Here is a 20,894-nt window from a genome sequence, read left to right on the forward strand (position 1 = left end):
TGTTTTGACACTTTTTTATTATTACTTTAGTTATTGCCCACTTTTTCACATCGAACTAAAGGCTCATCAGGAATAATATTTTCATCCCAAATCCCTTTTTCAATATCATCTTGTAACTCTGGATATTGGCGAATATCAAATGTAGGCAGTAAACCAGCTTGTCGTTGTTGGTTATAATCTTTAACTAATTTTAAGGCGACACCAGAAAGCAAGATGATTGCAATTAAATTAGTCATTGCCATTAATCCCATTGAGAGATCGGCCATTTTCCAAACAAGAGGCATATCCGCTAAAGCGCCAAACATCACCATAGCTAAAGCCGCTGAACGTAAAAGAAATAGCCCAGTTGTATGATTACGACCAAGGAAAATCATATTACTCTCAGCATAAGCATAATTAGCAATAATAGAGGTAAAAGCGAAGAAGAAAATGGCAATCGCAATAAAAGTACTCCCCCAACCTCCCACACTCGATGACAATGCCAATTGTGTTAATTGAATACCGTTAATGCCTTCCGGATAACTATCGAGTACACCTGATGATAAAATAATCACCGCAGTAGCACTACAAATAACCAAGGTATCCATAAAAACACCTAGCATTTGAATATAGCCTTGAGATGCTGGATGTGGTGGATAAGGTGTTGCTGAAGCTGCAGCGTTAGGTGCCGATCCCATACCTGCTTCATTAGAAAATAAACCGCGCTGAATGCCTTGTGTCATCGCTTGGCTAATACCGTAAGCAATTGCACCCGCTGCGGCTTCCTGTAATCCAAAGGCACTTTTAAAAATTAAAATGAAAACTTCAGGTAAGCGCTCAATATGATCTGCAACAACCCAAAAAGCTAATAATAAATAAGCCATTGCCATAATAGGAACAACTAATTCAGCAACTCGAGCAATCCAACGCAGGCCACCAAAGATAATAAATCCGCTGGTTAGTACTAAAAAGATCCCCACATAAAGTGGATCAAAATTAAAGGCAGAAGCTGTGGCTTGAGCAATAGAATTGGCTTGAACAGCATTGAAAACTAAACCGAAGGCGATAATCAAGAAAATGGCAAAGAGAACACCCATCCAGCGCATTTTCAGTCCTTTAGTCATATAATAAGCAGGACCACCACGGTAATTACCATCGTCATCTTTTGTTTTATAAAGTTGCGCGAGCGTACTTTCTATTAATGATGTCGCCATACCTATTAAAGCAACTACCCACATCCAAAAAATAGCGCCAGGGCCACCTGCTGTTAAAGCAATCGCGACTCCCGTCAAGTTTCCAGTACCTACACGCGCAGCTAAACTGGTGCATAATGCCTGAAAAGAAGAGATCCCTGATTTATCTGACTTGTGGCTATTTTTTAAAATAGAGAACATATGACTAAAATGTCGGATTTGTATAAATCCAGTACGGATAGTAAAGTAAATACCTACTCCAAGAAGTAAGTAGATAAGAACATATCCCCATAAAATGTTATTCGCAAAGTTTATTAGCCCTGTCAAATTAATCCCCTTATATAATAACGTATATAACCTATCCTTACATCGCTATTGAAATAAAAAAGCAAACAGATATCGTGTAATTGAGTCAATTACTGAATCAAATCTGTCTTAAAGTAATATCAAAGATTACTGTGTGAAAAGCGAACTAAATGTAACACAACATTGTGTGACATGTATATTTTTTGTTTATTTTTTTACATGTTATTATTTTATTTTAATTATCTCGTTAACTAAAATAAACAATATTGCAAAATAAAAAATCCATACATATCATTAGGATAAATAATTATTTATTCTATTAACTCGAAAAAGTAAAGTAAACTCTTTAGTCATTAAGTTAATCAGTCATTTTAGAAAAAAATAAACAGATTAAAAAAACATCAATTAATAACCTTTTCCATTTATCTAAAATAAGATTTAAATGAACTACTAAAGTCATTAATTAAAGTGTTTTTTAATATCTAATTTAACATTTTGATAATTAACATTTAAGAAATAAAGATTTTTACAACAATTAACAATAAATATTTTATATTGTCGTATTAATAAAATGCTTTAATATTAATAAGATATTAGGATTAAATGAAAAACAAACTTTACATCTTTATTTTATCACACGACTCTAACGTATTAATTCTAACAAGGTTTGTTATCTTAGATTTTTTAAGAATACTGTTGATTAGTTTCTCTTCTCTTTTTTATTCACTTGCTATTCATTAATAACACTCTTCTTCTTTGAACATTAATTAAAATTTAATAATACTTTATTTCATATTAATAAAAAAATGTAGAATCACGTAAGTTTACCTATTAACCATTTAGTTAATTTTATTTATACTATGTTTTTCCCTGGTGTTGTATTAATTTTCGCCCTGTTTCCCCAACAGGGCATTTTTTTATCCCAATATTTCATAACCTTACCGTAACTCTTTGTCAAACAATATAAAATGAAAACATATGAAACATCCAATTGATAAATTAACATTATTTACCTATTTTCAATGCAAAATCTCTCATTCTTTTCATTGATCTAAGTCAAATTAAATATTCATATTATTTACTCTTTTCATGGATAAACTGCTTTTTTCTCTATTTTAGAACCCATTTAATAAGGATTAAAAATGTTTGTTTTATCATTAACCTTATTTGAATTACCTACAAAGTGGTATAACAATTAAAGAGGAATAAGATTTTATTGTTATATTTAATAACCTTGATTAAAAATCGACCCAAATAAAGTACATCATTTTTACTACACATTAATGACTAATATCTTTATTTGCTTGCATTAATAAGCATGCTCTTTTACCTTACTTACATCGTTACAGAGGGATAAATAATGGGTTATAACCTTTCAGAATTGACACAAGAAGAAAAAGATAAGCTAAATATAAGCTTAGCTGCTTCAGGTGTCGCTTTTAAAGAACGCTATAACATGCCCGTTGTAGCCGATGCTGTTTTAAGAGAACAGCCTCAAGCTTTTCATGCTTTCTTTCAAGAAAGGCTGGTATTTTATCGCGCAAGAAGCCAACACTATTCTCGTTTACCTTATGAACCACAGGTAAAAAAATAGTCAAGCACTCTCCGTGATTTTGATAATGGTAAAAAAAGAGATAAACCAAGGTTTATCTCTTTTTCTTTCAATAGATTAACTAAACTTACTATCGTCTATCTATTATTTAGGAGAAACATAAGTAATAGTATTGTCATCACAATTGACTTGAACATTGTAACGAAGATCTGTTCTCGCCCCTCTTACATTCAATACCATCTGATAGTTATTATCCATCTTGATAACTTCATTGGCATTAATACTTGCAACAGGTTTTGATCCTAATGCATTTTTATCATCTTGCCAGCGAGGTAAACGATTTTGTAGATAATCATTTTTTACTCTTGTAACAAGTTGATTATTATCTAAATTAACGCAACTCGCAAAGGGAGCAGAACGTACAATATCTTTATTAACCTTTTCGATACTTTCTGCAGATGCTCCAAAAGAAACAGCAAGTAAAAGACCTGCTCCAAGTATCCCTGTTTGACCAATAAACTTGCTTAATTTCATATAACCTCCCGAAAATATCCTTTAAAACAGGATGTGTTTTCATTAAGCATAGCACATGGTCAATAACACAATTGTGACATTTGTTAAAAAATTGTTTTATTCATTCTCATCATCAAATACGATGGAAACAGATTCACGGGTTGTATGTTTCTCTCTTAATTCTTGGGCGACTAACTGAATTGCCTCTCCGCTACTCATTCCCTCAGCCATAAGAGATTGAATTTTTTCTACTGCTTTTTGTTGCTCTTCATGTGTTAATGTAGGCATTCCTAGAAACATAATGTTACTCTTATCTTTATTAACGTCTATTTTGTATTTACATGAATGTAATCTTTTTGATTACAATTTAATGTGCGAATAATACAACACACTTTGTTTATATGGTCATAAGATGGATATGCAATTACAACAACGTGAATTAACTTATACCCCTGATCTAGCATTACGGGTATTTTCTCCTATTGCGTCATTGCCTTGGTCTAGTTTACTTCATTCTGGCTTTGCCGAACATCCTCATAACCGTTTTGATATTGTTGTCTCCGATCCTGCTGTAACTTTGGAAACGCGCAAACAAACAACAACCATTAAAGAAAAAAATGGTGCGGTGAAACGATCTCAAAAAGATCCCTTTACACTTATTCAATCTACGTTAGAACAATTCAATTTCCACCCAGAGCATAATGAATCGTTACCTTTTTTGGGAGGCGCTTTAGGTATTTGGAGTTATGATTTAGGCCGTCGTTTTGAAACTTTACCTGAAATAGCGAAAAATGAACTTAATTTCGCAGATATGGCGATTGGTATTTATGATTGGGCACTTATTGTTGATCACCATTTAAAAAAAGCCACTTTAATTAGCTATCACGATATTGATGAACGCTTACAGTGGTTAGAAAGCCAAGCTTCCACATCACTTGATACCACATTTGCTTTAACAACTGATTGGCAATCAAACATTAGCAATGATGAATATAACGAGAAAATTGCTAAAATTCATCAATACTTACTTTCGGGTGACTGCTATCAAGTTAATTTAGCCCAACGTTTTTGTGCACACTATACTGGTAGTGAATGGAATGCATTCTTAACATTGAATCAAGCTAATAAAGCGCCATTCTCTTCTTTTATGTGTTTACCCAATAATTTTGTGATTAGTGTTTCACCTGAACGCTTTATTCATTTAGCTGATAATAAAATAGAGACACGCCCAATAAAGGGAACGCTACCTCGTAAAGCATTGCCAGAAGAAGATGATGAACAAGCACAGTTATTGGCAAACTCTCGTAAAGATCGCGCTGAAAACTTAATGATTGTAGATTTGATGCGTAATGATATTGGTAAAGTTGCAGTCACAGGCTCAGTAAAAGTGCCTGAGTTATTTGTTGTTGAACGCTTCCCTGCAGTACATCATTTGGTCAGTACGATTACAGCGCAGTTACCTTCTCATTTAGCAGCAACTGATTTATTAAGAGCAGCTTTCCCCGGTGGTTCTATCACTGGAGCACCGAAAATCAGAGCGATGGAGATCATTGAAGAACTTGAACCTCATCGTCGCCATGGATACTGTGGTGCAATTGGTTATATCAGTTTTTGTGGCACAATGGACACTAATATCAGCATTCGCACTTTATTGACTGAAAAAAATAAAATTTACTGCTGGGCAGGTGGTGGTATTGTTGCTGATAGCGTTGCTGAAAAAGAGTACCAAGAAACATTCGATAAACTTGGGCAAATATTAACTGTATTAAATGAGTCTACTATCGATGACACCCATTGATACTTTTATCAATCGTTTTCAACTCACATTACCTGATGACAAGGTAAATCAGCCTCTTCATGCCCAAAGATCGGCGGCTGTCTTGCTGCCGATTATCAATAAACCTAATCCAACATTATTATTAACTGAGCGTGCATCAACGTTACGTTCTCATGCAGGGCAAGTCGCGTTACCCGGCGGTAAACGTGACCCTGAAGATAGCAGCCTTATTGCAACTGCATTAAGGGAAGCACATGAAGAAGTGGCTATTCCACCCAATGTTGTATCCGTTATTGGTCAGTTAGCCCCTTTACAAAGTTCTAGCGGATATTTAGTCACCCCAATTGTGGGTGTTATTCCTGCGGGTTTACCATTACGCCATAATCCTGCTGAAGTCGCCTCTATCTTTGAAATGCCACTAAGCCATGTACTTAATGCCCAACATTATCAGCCATTAGATTTTCATCGTGCTGGTGAAAATCATCGTATCTACTTTTATCCTTATAATGGACATCTTGTTTGGGGATTAACCGCTGCTATTTTACATAGACTCGCTCTGCATATCACTTAATGCACTATTTTATATTCAACCTGTGCTTTTTATCACCGCCTTCACAACTCTACTTAGCTATTTTAAAAAAATGTTGTAAACTACATCATTAACGGGACGATATAATCGTAAAAACGATCCCTTTACTATAAATAACTATATTTTATTCTTTTTAACCCTCTCTCTTATTATTAAGGAGTCTGACGTGATTAGCGTTTTCGACATGTTTAAAGTGGGCATCGGACCATCTAGCTCTCACACCGTAGGGCCAATGAAAGCGGGTAAAGAATTTGTCGATGATTTAGTCAGCCAGGAATTGATTGCGTCTGTCACTCGCGTAGCTGTTGATGTTTACGGCTCCTTGTCTTTGACAGGCAAAGGTCACCATACTGATATCGCAATTATTATGGGGTTAGCAGGTAATGCACCAGCTACTGTCGATATTGACAGCATTCCCGGTTTTATTCGTGAAGTTGAAGAAACTGGTAAGCTAGCATTAGCAAACGGCCTAAAAGTGGTCGAATTCCCAGCAGAAAGTATGCATTTCAGCAATGACAACCTGTCATTACATGAAAACGGTATGACAATCCATGCTTTTGCTGGCGACAAAGAAATCTATAGAAAAACCTACTACTCTATTGGTGGTGGTTTTATCGTTGATGAAGAAAATTTCGGTAAATCAACATTAAACAGCAAGCCAGTTTCATACCCTTATGCAAGTGCAGAAGAGTTATTAAAACACTGTAAAGAAACGGGTTTATCCATTTCTAGCTTAATGATGAAAAATGAGCTAGATCTGCATACTCAAGCAGAAATTAATGCTTATTTCGCTGATGTTTATAAAACAATGCAAGAGTGTATTGAACACGGTTTAAATACAGAAGGCGTATTACCGGGGCCATTACGTGTACCTCGCCGCGCAGCTGCATTAAATCGCTTATTAACATCAAGCAACAGCCTATCAAACGATCCAATGAAAGTCGTTGATCTGATCAATATGTTTGCACTGGCAGTTAATGAAGAAAACGCAGCAGGTGGCCGCGTTGTCACAGCACCAACGAATGGTGCATGTGGTATTGTTCCTGCTGTATTGGCTTACTACGATCGTTGCATCGAACCTGTTACACAAGAAACCTACTTACGTTATTTCTTAGCATCTGGTGCAATTGGTATTCTTTACAAAATGAATGCTTCTATTTCAGGTGCTGAAGTAGGTTGCCAAGGTGAAGTTGGCGTAGCTTGTTCAATGGCGGCTGCGGGTCTTGCTGAATTATTAGGTGGAAGCCCTGAACAAGTCTGTATTGCTGCTGAAATCGGTATGGAACACAATCTTGGTTTAACTTGTGACCCAGTTGCAGGTCAAGTTCAAGTTCCTTGTATTGAACGCAATGCTATTGCTTCAGTTAAAGCCGTTAATGCTGCACGTATGGCAATCCGTCGTACCAGTGAACCTCGTGTTTCTCTCGATAAAGTCATTGAAACCATGTATGAGACAGGTAAAGACATGAATGCTAAATACCGTGAAACATCACGCGGTGGTCTTGCAATCAAAGTACAGTGTGACTAATTAACATTATTTAGACGAAAAAAGCCATTCAAAATGAATGGCTTTTTTATTTTAGCTACTTTATTTTTAGTCATCGCTTAACCCTTAGATAACTAAAGATAATAATCATAAAGTAAACATTTAAAATTAATGTAGTATATCTTTCTATAATTTAAACTTTCTTATTTTTTCATATTAAAAATAAGTATTAAATATACACATTAAATATAGGCTCATTTAATATTCATTTAATTTTGTAGAGAATAAAGCTTATAATTTTCAGGTGTATTTATTTCTATAAAAAAACTAATTTCTTATTATAAAAATAATTAAAATCCATTGTTTATTATATGGTTAATTATTCATCATATTGAAATTTATCATTTTTTTAACATCTGGATGTTATTTATAATATATTTAAAATCGCCAAATTAATAATGATAATTATTATCAATATCATCTTTGAAATATAATAAATAATATGTTGCCTTTCGAAAATAATATGTTATCTTCTGCACCAAGTCATTGGGGAGTAGCCTGTCTTAAAATAAAAAACATTATTTTAAGAAATCTGTATCAACATACTCGCTTATTTTCATCTAGCGTGGTGCAGATGCCGTAATACGGTTGGCAAGACCATAGACACATGATTGTACTTCTTTGGTTGGGGGTCAATTGTGTGTATATGGAAATACCCCAACCGAGGCTTTATTATGAGTTTCTACGCTACTATCATTCTCGCCCTTGCCCTTTCTATGGACGCATTTGCTGTCGCCGTCTGTAAAGGTGCCACATTACACAAACCTCGTTTTCGTGAAGCACTCCGCACTGGATTTATATTCGGTATTATTGAAGCCAGCACACCCGTTATTGGTTGGGCACTAGGTTTATATACTAGCCAATATATTATTCAATGGGATCACTGGGTTGCCTTTGGATTACTGTTTGTTCTTGGTAGCCGAATGATTTACCAAAGCTTAAAACGTGGTGATGATTGTCCTTGTGAAGAAGATGCCCCACAACGCCACGGCTCACTGTCTTTAATCGCAACGGGTATTGCAACAAGCCTTGATGCAATGGCCATTGGTGTCGGTTTAGCGTTCCTTCAAGTTAATATTGTTCATACCGCAATGACGATTGGTATGATGACTATGATTATGGCAACTCTAGGTATGCTAATTGGCCGTTATATTGGTCCAGTACTTGGAAAAAAAGCAGAAATTATCGGTGGGATCGTATTAATTGCAATCGGCTTTAATATTGTCTTCGAACACTTAGAATTATTTATGTACGCCAAATAATCGCTAATAAAGCATATTAAAAAGCTTAGGTTTGAAACATTACGACCTAAGCTTTTTTATTAACTTTTTTAATTTCGCGTGATTAAGTATGACGCTGGTAAACACGAATTAAAAAATCGGTTTCACACTCAAAACTTTTACTTTCCGCTAATGACTGTTTTACTTCTTCACTTGCACGCCATGCAAATGGTGTCATTTGTAATAAATCAAAAGCCTGCTTACCGTTTAAATTCATCATATAAGCGACTTGATGTTCAGATACTTTATTAAATCCATCAAAATATTCCTCTTTTAATGGATGAAGATGTACTTCTGAATAAATTAGTGCTTTTAACTGATAAAGATGACGAGGGGCTGGTGTAACAGTAATGATATAACCATTGTGCGCAATAACTCTTGCTAACTCATCACTATTACAAGGGGCGTAAATACGCACAACCGCATTTAAAGAAGCATCACAAAAAGGTAAGCGTTGACTTGAAGCTACACAAAAGTGAATTGATGAATAACGTTTAGCCGCATATTTAATCGCAACTTTAGAAACATCTAAACCATACACTTGCGGGTTATGTGATTTTAGACTTTGATAAAACTGATTGGTGTAATAACCTTCACCACAACCAATATCCAATACAACACGGTTATCTTCAGGCAATAATGCTTGTATTAACTCAGCCACTTTATCTCGCATTGGCTGGTAAAAACCTGCATTTAAAAACTCACGGCGTGCGTTGATCATTTCAGCGCTATCACCAGGCTCTTTTGAGCGCTTAAATTGTACCGGTAAGAGATTTACATACCCTTCTTTAGCGCAATCGAACTGATGATTATTATCACAGACCCAACTGTGAGCTTGAAGAGAAAGTGCCTGATAACATAATGGACATTGATAGGACATAGTAATATTTTTTGTGTAACCCAGAATAAAATTGGGAGAGATAATAACATACCTCTCCCAGTCTTGCGGAAAACCTTACTCTTTATTTTTAATCTTAAATCATGCTCTCTATGCTAAGTCGCTTAACAGCCACAACTTATAAGCAGATCAAGTTCGCTTAAGTTTTTCAGTGTTAGCGATAAATAACGCAATAACTAACAGCAAAATTGCACCTGATTGAATTAGCGTATCAACAGAGTCTTTATGCTCAACAATAATTAAACGTACGATTGCCGTTATTCCAATATAAATAAAATATCTAAGAGGGAAATGCCCACCAGATAAAAAATACTTAACAATAAGCGCAATAAACTCAAAATAAAGAAAGTAGATCAAAATACCTTCTAGCAATTGATAAGACGACTCTTCTGCACCTAAATTAAATAATAATGAAGCAATTACGTAAGTTTCTTTGATAAGAAAACTAACCAATACAATCGCTAAAATAAGTAATCCAATATTAAGCACCCACTGTAATATAGTGGCAATACATTTCAGTAAGTCTTCGCTTGATTTTCTCATATAAACTATAACCTAGTGGGATCATTCCATGATGTGTAACAAATGATAAAAGGCCTATTAGGCAATTTGGCTAAATTTTAATGGATTTATGCATTCATCACACTATTTTTTATCTTTTAGAGCCAAAAATCCAAGAATAATGATGCAATAATCGCAATATTTACTTTTAAATTTCAACTTGTAAGCCAGTTTACTTATACTTAATTTAAGAGCTAATTTATTGAAAAGGCACACTATGGCTAACAAATACCTCGTTGCAATTGATTTATTAGAAGATAGCAGAATTCAGCGCATGATCGAAGATATTCACTTCCTAGCTAGGAAACCAGAAAATTATTTCCATTTCATTACAGTTATGCCTAATTTACGTTCTTTAGAAGCTTATGGACTTAATTGTGATAGCAGATCTGTCGTTGAGAAAAAGCAACAAGCTTTAGTTCTATTAACTGAAAAATTAGAACAATGTGTAAAACAACAATTTAATTTACCCAAAGAACAATACCAATGTCATGCCGTTATTGGTACGCCTAATTACAATATTCTAGAATTAGCAGAAAAAATTGATGCAGATACCCTTATTATAGGTTCCAGCTCACGCAATAAACGCAATATATTGCTGGGTTCTACGGCAGATTATATAGTGAATAATACGTCACGTTCAGTAATGGTCATCCGCAAGTAAGACCACGCACCTTCTTTTCTTTTGGCAATAAATAATACTAGATTATTTATTGCCAAAAGAACTCTGCAATTATTTTCATTATAAATAGCACTAAATGCGCCTTAATTTTTTCATTTAAAAGAGCTAACTTGTTAGAATACAGACCAAAAAACTAAAATTTTAGGTCTATTTTATCGCTGTTTCAGCTTGATCCTAAATTTACTTCCAATAAATTTATTTTCATTCTCTGTCTTCCAAACCTTAAATGAGATACTTATGAATCAAGATCTAAAACAGAAAATCTGTACATTTGAAGAAGGTTCCCCTGATGAAAATCCGTGGGTAAATGGAAAACCAACACCAAGTATGATAAAGATTGAGCCCTATAATGAATTATGGGTAACATTATTTAATCAACAAAAAGAAAATATTACCCAAAAATTAAAAGATAAATGTTTAGCCATTGAGCATATTGGCTCAACAGCAGTACCTGGATTAGATGCAAAACCGATCATTGATATTGACTTAATTGTTGCAGATCCTGCTGATGAGCCCCGCTATATTCCTTGGTTAAATCAGTTAGGCTATGAACTTACAGTAAGAGAACCTTCTTGGTATCAACATCGTATGTTGAAACTAGAAACACCCAAAGTGAACCTACATATATTTGCACCTAATTGTCCTGAACATCTTAGACATATTTTATTTAGAGATTGGTTAATTACCCATAAAGAAGATAGAGAGTTATATATCGATGCAAAACTCAGTGCAAAAGAAGATGTTGAAAATGTACATCAATATAACCAGAAAAAAGATCACGTTGTAAAAGTTATTTATCAGCGAATTTTTGATTCACTTTAAGCAACTATTCTCCTTTTTATTTCATATCCTCACACTATTCCTAACGTGAGGATATAAATTTTATTGTTGGTTTTTATTCAAAAGATAAAGACTGCCCTGCATTAAAATCTTTTGCATTAAGATATTTTCGCCCTAATACGCCAGTACAATGACATCCATAGACATCAATATTTGTATCTATGGCTTTTTTCGCACGTTGTAATGCTGATGGTGTCGCACAACGTAAATGTAATCCTCCTACAATCGCTTGAATTTGGTTGTTTCCTGTTATTCTTTTCGCGTGTCCAATGATGGATTCGATACCTGAGTGACTACAACCTGTGATAATCACTAAGCCTTTCTTTCCTTGCCAAACAAGAAAGCTATCATCAAGAACATAGTCATCTTCTTCGCCTGATTCATGAATAATAACACCGTAGCGTTTATTTACTTGTCGTTGGGTCACTTGCCCCGAATAGATAAAGTTTTCTTCAATAGCTAACGGTGCTTGTGTTAATTCAAAAGAGAACTGTGTTTCAAGTTTTTTGCGATCAAATAAAGGTGCTAACCGTTTAAATTTAATATTTTTATTGCCTAAAAAAAGTGCTGAATAACGAACAGAAAATAGATGGGGATGAGCGATAATTCGTGGTTTATGAATAAAAAAATCTACTGGCAAATGCGTGAGTCCACCAAAATGATCATAATGCCCATGAGACACAACAATTGTTTTCAACGTGGTTAAATCAATACCCATTTTTTTGGCATTTGAAATAAAAGTAAGGTCTTTTCCAGTATCAAAGAGAATTTTAGCTTGGCACTCATCATCTTCTAACAATAATGATAAACCAGGGTAGTGGTTAAGTTCAGGATTAATTGATTTGTTTTCTAGCAATGCGGTGATCGTTAACATAGGGATTTTTTAATTATTATCAGGAGATAACTTATAGTAATTAAAAAAAGAATTTGTTCCAAATATAAAAGCTGTCTATCTGTACAATTGCTTTACCTTTGAAGCCACATAATCGCTGTTACGCACGAACAGAACATAACAGCGATATCACTAAATCTGCAAATATTCTTATTTATCGCTATAAAAACATTAGGCTTATCTTATCGCCCTATTTTCTTACTACCATAACAGAACGTTTTGCATAACGTGTAATATCTGCAGCAGTTGAACCTATATGATATGAATCGTCTTCCGGATTATGCGAGCCAATCACAATTAAATCCGCATTCACTTCATCAGCAACCTGTAATATTGCATCTCTTGGTGTACCAATACAAATGTGAGTTTGTATTCTATCGTCAGGTAAATCAAAACGTTCGATTATTTTTTTAAGCTCTTTTTCCGCAGACGTTTTTAAGCATCCTTGATCTAATTGATCACCATTCATAACAAGTCGATAATAAGAAGATTGCGGAAGTTTAGGAAGTACATACAAAAAGTGAACATAAGGATCTTCATTTTTTGCAATATTTTCCACTAACGGAATTGCTTTGTTCATCAGGTTATCTTCATCAATATCAATGGGAACCAAAATATTCTTATACATACCGCCTCCTTTTATTTTAATTGTAGGATAGTGTATTTTTAGAAAAATGCCGGATGTAGTTAACATATTTTAAAAATATTTTATTTAGGAAAAATAACGTCTGTTTTTCACTCAAATTAATGATGAAAATAAGTAAAAAAATGAAAATAAATATAAGCTTTATTCTTGATGATTTTTTATTTTAGAAACTATTAATTATTTTATTAGTAATGACATTTTATTTTTAATAAAAAGCCTTATTAAATAATAAGGCTCTCTCGTTTTACTATGTAATCGATGTGGTCGTCGTTATGTTATTTTTGAACAGCATTTTTCTGTTTGTTCTTCTTAACGTATTGATAACCAACTGCTAATGCAATAAACCACAGTGGAGTCACACTTAATGCTTGGCGAGTATCATGTTCAAAGGCTAATAGCACTGTCATAAATGCAAAAAATGCAAGACATAGCCACGACATAATAATTCCCAAAGGCATTTTATAAATAGACTTCTCATGCAATTGTGGACGTTTTTTACGATATGCCAAATAAGAGCATAAAATCATACTCCAAATAAACATAAATAATAACGCCGAGACTGTTGTTACCAAGGTAAATACGTGCATAACATCAGGAATAAAGTAAATTAATATAATTCCACATGACAGGCATAAGCTAGTAAATAACAGCCCATTCGCAGGTACTGCACGCTTAGATAATTGACTAAACTGTTTTGGCGCTTCACCTTCTTTAGATAAACCGAATAACATTCGGCTTGTGGAAAATATCCCACTATTCGCAGAAGAAGCAGCGGCTGTTAATACAACAAAGTTTACTAAACTCGCTGCTGCTGGTATTCCTATCATAACAAATAGCTCAACGAATGGGCTTTTATCTGCCAAAATAGAACGCCATGGAGTTACCGACATAATAATGGCTAATGCTAATACGTAAAAAGTAATAATACGGATAGGAATAGCGTTAATAGCTTTTGGTAAGGATTTTTCTGGATTACGCGTTTCTGCAGCAGCGGTACCGACTAATTCAATCCCAACAAAAGCAAAAATAGCAATTTGGAATCCAGCAAAAAAACCACTTAGTCCTTTGGGGAACATTCCTCCATCATTCCAAATATTTTCTAGTGCGGCAGTGTGCCCTGCTGGAGATTCAAATCCAATACTGATAAGAACAATACCTACAATAATTAAAGAGACAATTGCGGTTATTTTTATCATGGAGAACCAGAATTCCATTTCTCCGAAGAGCTTGACTGTCGCTAAATTTAAAATAAGTAATGTCAGTACACAAATAAAGGATGTGCCCCATTCAGGAAAATTAGGTGCCCAATAACTAATATAAGAAGTTATAGCCACAATATCGGCAATACCCGTAATGACCCAGCAAAACCAATATGTCCAACCGACAAAGAAGCCAGCCCACGGCCCTAATAAATCACCAGCAAAATCACTAAATGACTTATATTCTAAATTCGATAATAACAGCTCGCCCATGGCTCTCATTACAAAGAACAAGACAAAGCCAATTATCATATAGACAAAAATAATTGATGGCCCAGCTAACGAAATGGTTTTCCCTGATCCCATAAATAGACCAGTACCGATAGCACCACCAATAGCAATTAATTGAATATGACGATTTGTTAGCCCGCGCTGTAGAGTGGCATTTTTCACTCTAACGGGAGGAGAAATTTCTGTTTGATCTTCCATACAATACCTGAAGTGTTTTCATATTTTCGATGTTGTTTTCACCGCTATTTTATTTTTTGACGCGGCAATATGTTTGCGAAATTATTGTGACACAAATCTCAGTATAAGTAATGAAAAGATCACTTTTAGTAAAATGAATGATGCTTTGATAACCAGATAAGATCCTTTCTTTAATTTACTCGGCGATATTTTATACATTTGAAAAAAAATCAAAATAAGCGCTTGACCAACGCATTTGAGAGGAGAATAATCAGCGCATCGGGTTGTTAGCTCAGTCGGTAGAGCAGTTGACTCTTAATCAATTGGTCGGGAGTTCGAGCCTCCCACGACCCACCAAATTTACGCTGAGAAATCAGGCAATTGAACCACTTCGCAAGAAGTGGTTTTTTGCTTTTGGAATAAAACTGTCGCGAAAGTGTCACATTTATCTTAAGTTAAACACTCAAAATAATACGGTAATTAAAGAAAATAGCATCCGCTTATTTTTCATCCAAATTTAAAATAAATAGAATCAATCAAAACAAACAATTAATCTAGTTTAGCTGGATAATTCAATATAAACCGCCAGAAAGCCTATTTTATCTCTTTTTTATCTTTAAATTCCCCGCCAAAATCATCAATCAAAACATAGTTAATGGTATTTATTCTACTATCTACTAGGTTGGTTTGCTGTTTGGAAAATGGCGCTATCATAGGAATAAGAATATTAGGATCATTTTCACTTGATGCTGATTTAATGGTGACATAAAAAGGTGTCGGGTTTTCAATTGTTAACTGTTTATCTGATTTCGTAAAAATAAGAGCGCTACTGACATCGGAAATCGCCATAACTAAATCATCAGGGCGATAAAATACTTTTACTTGTAATCTAACGACGACATTAATTAAACCTTCATCATATTTTTTATTCGCTGGCTTAGGCATGATTTCATATAAATTCAGCCAATAAAGTGTTTCTTTCTCTTTATCTGTATTGGTAAATTTATTAATCACTCGTACCTGTTGTGATTCACTAGGTTTTAATTGTAAAACTGGTGGTAGTGATAAAGCGGAAACATCGGTTATGGTTTCTGGGGTATTTTCTGGGTTACCATCATCAACCCATGTTTGAACCACCACTGGAAACTCGCCATCATTTTTTATATTTAATGATGCTTCTCTGTCTGAGTGATAAAGCACCACTCTTGAACCATCTAATGCTAAATTCGCTTTGGCGATAAACGAAAAACACAGTAACAGAATAAAAATACTGATCCTTTTCATATTTATTGCACCTGTATAATCACTTGTAATGTCGCATTAAATTTACCTGCAGTTATTTTCTCTCTCGGTAACGCTTCTAATGAGGCATATAATGTTTTAGTTAAATCGGCAATACCATTATTAAATGAGACTGAATTAGCATCATCATAAACAGGATACCAACCGTAGCCCTCACCTTGTCCTTCATTAGCTAATGTTGATAATAAATTTAATGCTCCACCTGATGGGCGATATATTCTTACACCAACCCCTTTTGCCATATTTGAGTCAGTACCATAACCGTCTGTCACTAAATGGGTAATTGCGGCACCATTAGGTACTGTTAATCCTAATTCAATTGCCTTATTGACATTCGCTGGTCTGGGTAAAAATCCCATTGCAGTTTGTCCTGCTCCCGTTCCACTAGAAATATTGCTCATGCCATCACTCGCTGGTGATGTTAATTGGCAATAAAAATCAATCGTAATAGGTAAAGTCACTTTTTTACCACTAGCTAACTCATTAATAGTGACCAATGGGAATGAAACATAAGGCGTAACATTTCGCACAAAACAAGTGGATGCATTACGAATATAAATACGGCGAGACATATTTACAGCCGCAGGCCAATAAGCATAAAAGCCATGATAGTTTGTCGCGTGATCTGAACCATCTTTTAATAAATAAGAGAAATTAGAACTTTGAAAAGCAATATAACCTGCCGGTTGGTTAATAAAAGTAATTAAGCCACTACTTGATTGTGCAGGTGGCATATCACTTGTTCTTTCATAGTTAATCTTAAATAACTCGACTTCCATATTAGAAAAGTTTTTTGCTTTTACTAAGATCCATCCTAGACTATCTCTTTCTAAATTATCTAAAGCACGAGATTTCCAATAGCGACTGTAATATTCGCCTGTAATGGTGTTTTTAATGCGAATACCTAATCCTCTTGCCAGACTAATATAAGTATCATTTAAGCCTAATGCAGGATTAACTAAATTTTTGCCACCATAGCTATAGTCGCCATTAGTTGAGTAAAACTCTCTTAATTTACCCTCTTCATCGGCGGTGCAACGAAATAATATTTGTTCAGGATCATATACTTCATAACCAGCCTCAAAAAAAGAAACAAAACCACTTGCCACTAATGTACCCGGAACTTGAAAATGGTCGTTATTGACATTAATTACTTTTGGCGTACTTCCCATTGAGCCAGAATCATCTCTTGCACCAGCCCAACTTTTCGCTGAACCTTTGCCGGGTTCGGTATAATACGAACTATTGGGATTCGTCGTCGTGGTTGTTATTTTATAACATGTTGCTAAAGCTAAAGAAGGAAATAGCATCAACGCCAATAAAATAGAGGACTGACAAGAAAGTAAACAGCGATTTAATTTCATAAACATTGACCTGATAATAAAATGAGTTTATCGGCTTCTTTTTCTTCTGGTATTGAGTAATCGATTTGGCAACTATCTTCATCTTTACCGACAGTTAGTGTCCCTTTTTTATTTTCAACTCTGACATAAATCTGATTACTTTGTCCCACCATGCCAACAATATGTCTATCTTTATCATAGACATTTTCACCTAATGCCAATGAATTTGCAGGCTTAACCGAAATCAATACAGGATATCCGACTTGGGTTTTAAAGACGATTTTAGTACTAGAACCTGAATATGGCGCTATTTGCTTAGTATTTTCTAATAACTCAATATTATTATTCCTAATATTTTTCCCATCCAAACTAACATTATTATATTGGTAAGGGACAAGAGATGGCACTATGGCATAACCAAAGGGATCTATGCGTGCTCCCATACCATTACTCACACTCGCGCCACTTGCACCTTTTGCTTCGACTAAAGCAAAAGAATCACTAATACGAGGCCCTAACGTTACCCCTCCACTGTGTGCAACTAACGCACCTTGAATACCAACACTACCTTGAGTGTAATGTTTACCATTAGAGATACTGCCTGATAACGTGGTAAAAGGAAGCTGTTTGATTAAATGCAAACCACTGCCTACCGCTCTATTTTGTGTGTCGTAATCTGCATTTACACTATAAGAAAGTGTTTTATCTTCTCCTAAAAGCCCTGATAAATTCGTTTGATAACTCGAATCATCACTAGAATGGCTAGAAGATAACGATAGCATTGGTGAATAATCAGAACGTCCTAATGGCATAGAAACAGATAACATCACCATATCTTCTGATATCGGATCCGTTGTTATTGGTGTGAAGGTATTATTCGCTGTCATTTGACCCGTTTTTTGGCGGCTATAGGCAAGACTATAAGCTATATCTTTATAGGTATTTGAATAACCAATTTGATACTGAGCATCATGCCCTTTATTACCATAATAGTTACTGATAGAGCCTGAAATATAAAGTTGTCCCCACTTATCAAGAGACTGATTAACACTAAGTGTAAACTGGCTTTCTTGGTTATAACTGCTGGAATTCCATTCCATGTCATTACTTGCACTTTTTCTTAACCCCAAGACATCATTATATTCGCGGAAATTCTCTGTTGAATATTTATAGCCTGCAAGTGTAATAACGGTATTTGTTGGGCTAAAAGTACGGCTATAACTAATACCTAAACGCCCACCTTGATAATTTTTGCCACCCACATCAGCATTTGAAAATGCCGAATTAAAACCTATTGCTCCTAATTTTGTGGCAATAACAGAACCGACAAATACTGCCTGATACTGATGTCCTACACGCACCCCAGTATTTAACGTTACAGTGTTATTCATGCCATATTGCAAGGCGACATCTGAAAAATAACTATTTTCTGAACCGAAATTATTCACTTCACCCGCGGTAAAGTTATATTTAAAGCGGCCTGCCCTTACTGACTCAGGTAATGCAGTGAATGGCACAGTGAAAGAAGAAACTTTGCCATTACTCTCGTTAATCTCAACTAATAAATCCCCTTCATAACTGGTTGGATAAAGGTCATCTATTTCAAATTGCCCTGGTGATACTGTCGTTTGATAAATTTCAATACCATTTTGCTTTATCACCACACGAGCAGTAGTCGTCGCAATTCCACGAATAACAGGCGCATAGCCTTTTTGAGAATCTGGCAACATTCTTTCATCAGACATTAATTGAATGCCTTTAAAGGCCAGACTTGAAAATTGTGCACCTGTTGTATAGATATCGCCAACAACTAACATCGACTTTAATGTCAATAAAGGTTTTTGTAGATAAGTTCTTATCCAATTAAATTCACTATTACTTCCCGATTTCGATGAGTTATAAGAGTAAGACGCCTGTTGGCGAAATTGCCAAGTTCCCAGATTTACACCCATGTTGATACTACCAAAACCATAGTCTGAAGTTTGTCCGTTCGATTTATTCTTATAGTAGTTACCAGAATAATTGGTGAACAACATAGTGTTGCCTGCATCTAAATCGTCTTCATTAACATAGCCTTGTGGTCTTCGTTTTAATAAGATTTGAGGCACTGCAATCATTATTCTAAAGTTAGAAGCATCAAACGAATCTACAATATTTTTATTGATCTGGTTTAATACTAAACATTGACCATTATCTTGGTTGCTCTCGTTATCAAGCAAAATACCCATTTCATCAATCTGTTGTTGATCAAAACACGGTATCACTTTACCTTTATCATTTAATTGAAAACTCACTGTTTTTCTTTCAAGAAAACGATTATTAATATAGATATCAACATCGTAATCACCAGGATCCACATAATTACTATCGTGAAGCTGATTAATGTTGATATTATTCTTGCTACCTAATAATAGAGAAGGATCAAATTCATAATCATCAGCGAATGCAGAAGGCATTGATTGAATAAATAGAGAAAATGAGCCGATTATAAATACGACTTTTATTCTCTTATTTAATTGCGCTATGCTTTTTTCTATGAATTTCATTTCAATGCCATTTTTATTAATGAATTAAATCTGTTGCGCTGTTTTGCCCACCTAGATCATTAAGGTATTTATAGGTTATTTTATCGGGTGAAAATGAAAGTTTTTCTCCATTTTCAGCGGTTAATATTTCTGTTGATAATGGAGATACCATAGTTGATTTAAATGCAGATTTTTGTCCTGACGCATTCGTAGCTTCAAGTTGTGCAAATGACACAAAGAAAGGTGAGTCGTTTTTAACTTTTATATTGCCATTACTTTCTTTTAAGAATGATATTTGTTTCTCGATATTATTTAGCTGAGAGACAATCGCTGTTGGACGATAGAATATTTTTAATCGATGATGCACAATAACCGTAAAGCTATTTCCTTCTTTTATATCTTTATTCAAATCTTTAGGAGGAATTTGTGCCACATTTAAATAGAAAATAGATTCTTTATCTTGTGGTAACCCTTCACCCGTATAAATTAATCGTGCATCTCTCCCTGTTTTAGGGTCGATACGAAAGACAGGAGGCTGAATAATAAAAGGAGCATCTGCATCATCTGGAGTCGAATTAGGATTATCTTTATCCGCCCATATTTGCATAATGTAAGGAATTTCATCGTTATTCATAAATTTTAAAACTTCAAAGCGTGAATCCGATGAATAAACAATACGTGTTTTTAGCATAGTGACACTAGAATACGATGCTGTGCTATAACTTAAAAAAAATACGGCAATTAACATTATTATTTTTTTCATTATTTATCTTCCTCTTATATAAATAGAAAATGTCTCCTTT

The 20,894-nt window shown here is 34.7% G+C and carries 19 protein-coding genes, 1 tRNA gene and 1 riboswitch; of the genes, 8 read left to right on the forward strand and 12 right to left on the reverse strand.

From position 1 onward, the window contains the following. Nucleotides 1-26: 26 nt before the first annotated feature. The gene (locus GTH25_RS10620; protein ID WP_075674063.1) at nucleotides 27-1,499 is read right to left on the reverse strand and encodes an alanine/glycine:cation symporter family protein; all 1,473 of its coding nucleotides are present in this window, start codon (nucleotides 1,497-1,499) and stop codon (nucleotides 27-29) included. A gap of 1,339 nt (nucleotides 1,500-2,838) precedes the next feature. Here GTH25_RS10620 and GTH25_RS10625 point away from each other — a divergent pair. Then, nucleotides 2,839-3,072: a DNA polymerase III subunit theta gene (locus tag GTH25_RS10625; RefSeq protein WP_075674064.1), complete on the forward strand. Its 234-nt coding sequence runs from the start codon at nucleotides 2,839-2,841 to the stop codon at nucleotides 3,070-3,072. Nucleotides 3,073-3,174: 102 nt separating this feature from the next. Here GTH25_RS10625 and yebF read toward each other — a convergent pair whose 3' ends face one another. Together yebF and GTH25_RS10635 are read right to left on the reverse strand one after the other, a co-directional pair. Then, nucleotides 3,175-3,564, reverse strand: a complete 390-nt coding sequence (yebF, locus tag GTH25_RS10630; RefSeq protein WP_075674065.1) for a protein YebF — start codon at nucleotides 3,562-3,564, stop codon at nucleotides 3,175-3,177. 96 nt (nucleotides 3,565-3,660) lie between these two features. Continuing rightward, entirely contained in the window at nucleotides 3,661-3,843 is a 183-nt protein-coding gene (locus tag GTH25_RS10635; RefSeq protein WP_069367593.1) for a YoaH family protein, read from the reverse strand. A gap of 112 nt (nucleotides 3,844-3,955) precedes the next feature. Between GTH25_RS10635 and pabB the strand changes: the two genes are divergently transcribed. From pabB to mntP, 4 genes are all read left to right on the forward strand, one after another. After that, the gene (gene pabB, locus GTH25_RS10640) at nucleotides 3,956-5,341 is read left to right on the forward strand and encodes an aminodeoxychorismate synthase component 1 (RefSeq protein WP_075674066.1); all 1,386 of its coding nucleotides are present in this window, start codon (nucleotides 3,956-3,958) and stop codon (nucleotides 5,339-5,341) included. Next, nucleotides 5,328-5,891, forward strand: coding sequence for a CoA pyrophosphatase (locus GTH25_RS10645; protein WP_075674067.1), 564 nt, complete (start codon nucleotides 5,328-5,330; stop codon nucleotides 5,889-5,891). The genes pabB and GTH25_RS10645 overlap by 14 nt, the downstream gene beginning before the upstream one ends. Before the next feature lie 184 nt (nucleotides 5,892-6,075). Beyond that, nucleotides 6,076-7,437 carry an L-serine ammonia-lyase gene (locus GTH25_RS10650; RefSeq protein WP_075674068.1) on the forward strand — a complete coding sequence of 454 codons (1,362 nt, stop codon included), beginning with the start codon at nucleotides 6,076-6,078 and terminating at the stop codon, nucleotides 7,435-7,437. A gap of 494 nt (nucleotides 7,438-7,931) precedes the next feature. Continuing rightward, nucleotides 7,932-8,045, forward strand: a riboswitch (yybP-ykoY riboswitch). Nucleotides 8,046-8,129: 84 nt separating this feature from the next. Further along, nucleotides 8,130-8,717, forward strand: coding sequence for a manganese efflux pump MntP (mntP, locus tag GTH25_RS10655; RefSeq protein ID WP_006533102.1), 588 nt, complete (start codon nucleotides 8,130-8,132; stop codon nucleotides 8,715-8,717). An 82-nt stretch (nucleotides 8,718-8,799) separates the two neighbouring features. On the opposite strand, the gene rlmA is transcribed toward mntP, so the two are convergent. Then, nucleotides 8,800-9,615: a 23S rRNA (guanine(745)-N(1))-methyltransferase gene (gene rlmA / locus GTH25_RS10660; protein WP_099660602.1), complete on the reverse strand. Its 816-nt coding sequence runs from the start codon at nucleotides 9,613-9,615 to the stop codon at nucleotides 8,800-8,802. Between the two features lie 147 nt (nucleotides 9,616-9,762). After that, nucleotides 9,763-10,176 (reverse strand): phosphate-starvation-inducible protein PsiE, encoded by a 414-nt coding sequence (psiE, locus tag GTH25_RS10665; RefSeq protein WP_023581865.1) that lies wholly within the window; start codon nucleotides 10,174-10,176, stop codon nucleotides 9,763-9,765. 235 nt (nucleotides 10,177-10,411) lie between these two features. Between psiE and GTH25_RS10670 the strand changes: the two genes are divergently transcribed. Together GTH25_RS10670 and GTH25_RS10675 are read left to right on the forward strand one after the other, a co-directional pair. Continuing rightward, the gene (locus GTH25_RS10670; RefSeq protein ID WP_075674135.1) at nucleotides 10,412-10,858 is read left to right on the forward strand and encodes a universal stress protein; all 447 of its coding nucleotides are present in this window, start codon (nucleotides 10,412-10,414) and stop codon (nucleotides 10,856-10,858) included. Between the two features lie 255 nt (nucleotides 10,859-11,113). After that, nucleotides 11,114-11,698 carry a GrpB family protein gene (locus GTH25_RS10675; RefSeq protein ID WP_075674136.1) on the forward strand — a complete coding sequence of 195 codons (585 nt, stop codon included), beginning with the start codon at nucleotides 11,114-11,116 and terminating at the stop codon, nucleotides 11,696-11,698. Nucleotides 11,699-11,771: 73 nt separating this feature from the next. On the opposite strand, the gene GTH25_RS10680 is transcribed toward GTH25_RS10675, so the two are convergent. From GTH25_RS10680 to cycA, 3 genes are all read right to left on the reverse strand, one after another. Beyond that, nucleotides 11,772-12,590, reverse strand: coding sequence for an MBL fold metallo-hydrolase (locus GTH25_RS10680; RefSeq protein ID WP_109418892.1), 819 nt, complete (start codon nucleotides 12,588-12,590; stop codon nucleotides 11,772-11,774). Nucleotides 12,591-12,798: 208 nt separating this feature from the next. Then, nucleotides 12,799-13,236, reverse strand: a complete 438-nt coding sequence (locus GTH25_RS10685) for a universal stress protein (protein WP_164530554.1) — start codon at nucleotides 13,234-13,236, stop codon at nucleotides 12,799-12,801. 293 nt (nucleotides 13,237-13,529) lie between these two features. After that, on the reverse strand, nucleotides 13,530-14,942 hold the full coding sequence (gene cycA / locus GTH25_RS10690) for a D-serine/D-alanine/glycine transporter (protein ID WP_075674139.1): 1,413 nt from the start codon (nucleotides 14,940-14,942) through the stop codon (nucleotides 13,530-13,532). 260 nt (nucleotides 14,943-15,202) lie between these two features. Here cycA and GTH25_RS10695 point away from each other — a divergent pair. Continuing rightward, nucleotides 15,203-15,278: transfer RNA gene (locus GTH25_RS10695), tRNA-Lys, on the forward strand. 237 nt (nucleotides 15,279-15,515) lie between these two features. On the opposite strand, the gene GTH25_RS10700 is transcribed toward GTH25_RS10695, so the two are convergent. The 4 genes from GTH25_RS10700 to GTH25_RS10715 are packed head-to-tail and all read right to left on the reverse strand — an operon-like array spanning nucleotide 15,516 to nucleotide 20,854. Continuing rightward, nucleotides 15,516-16,205: a fimbrial biogenesis chaperone gene (locus GTH25_RS10700; protein WP_075674140.1), complete on the reverse strand. Its 690-nt coding sequence runs from the start codon at nucleotides 16,203-16,205 to the stop codon at nucleotides 15,516-15,518. A 2-nt stretch (nucleotides 16,206-16,207) separates the two neighbouring features. Continuing rightward, nucleotides 16,208-17,587 (reverse strand): fimbrial protein, encoded by a 1,380-nt coding sequence (locus tag GTH25_RS10705; protein ID WP_238795277.1) that lies wholly within the window; start codon nucleotides 17,585-17,587, stop codon nucleotides 16,208-16,210. Beyond that, on the reverse strand, nucleotides 17,584-20,112 hold the full coding sequence (locus tag GTH25_RS10710; protein ID WP_083629132.1) for a fimbria/pilus outer membrane usher protein: 2,529 nt from the start codon (nucleotides 20,110-20,112) through the stop codon (nucleotides 17,584-17,586). The genes GTH25_RS10705 and GTH25_RS10710 overlap by 4 nt, the downstream gene beginning before the upstream one ends. Before the next feature lie 16 nt (nucleotides 20,113-20,128). Continuing rightward, on the reverse strand, nucleotides 20,129-20,854 hold the full coding sequence (locus tag GTH25_RS10715) for a fimbrial biogenesis chaperone (protein WP_083629133.1): 726 nt from the start codon (nucleotides 20,852-20,854) through the stop codon (nucleotides 20,129-20,131). Nucleotides 20,855-20,894: the final 40 nt, after the last annotated feature.

Source organism: Proteus terrae subsp. cibarius, from assembly GCF_011045835.1.
GTDB lineage: Bacteria > Pseudomonadota > Gammaproteobacteria > Enterobacterales > Enterobacteriaceae > Proteus > Proteus cibarius.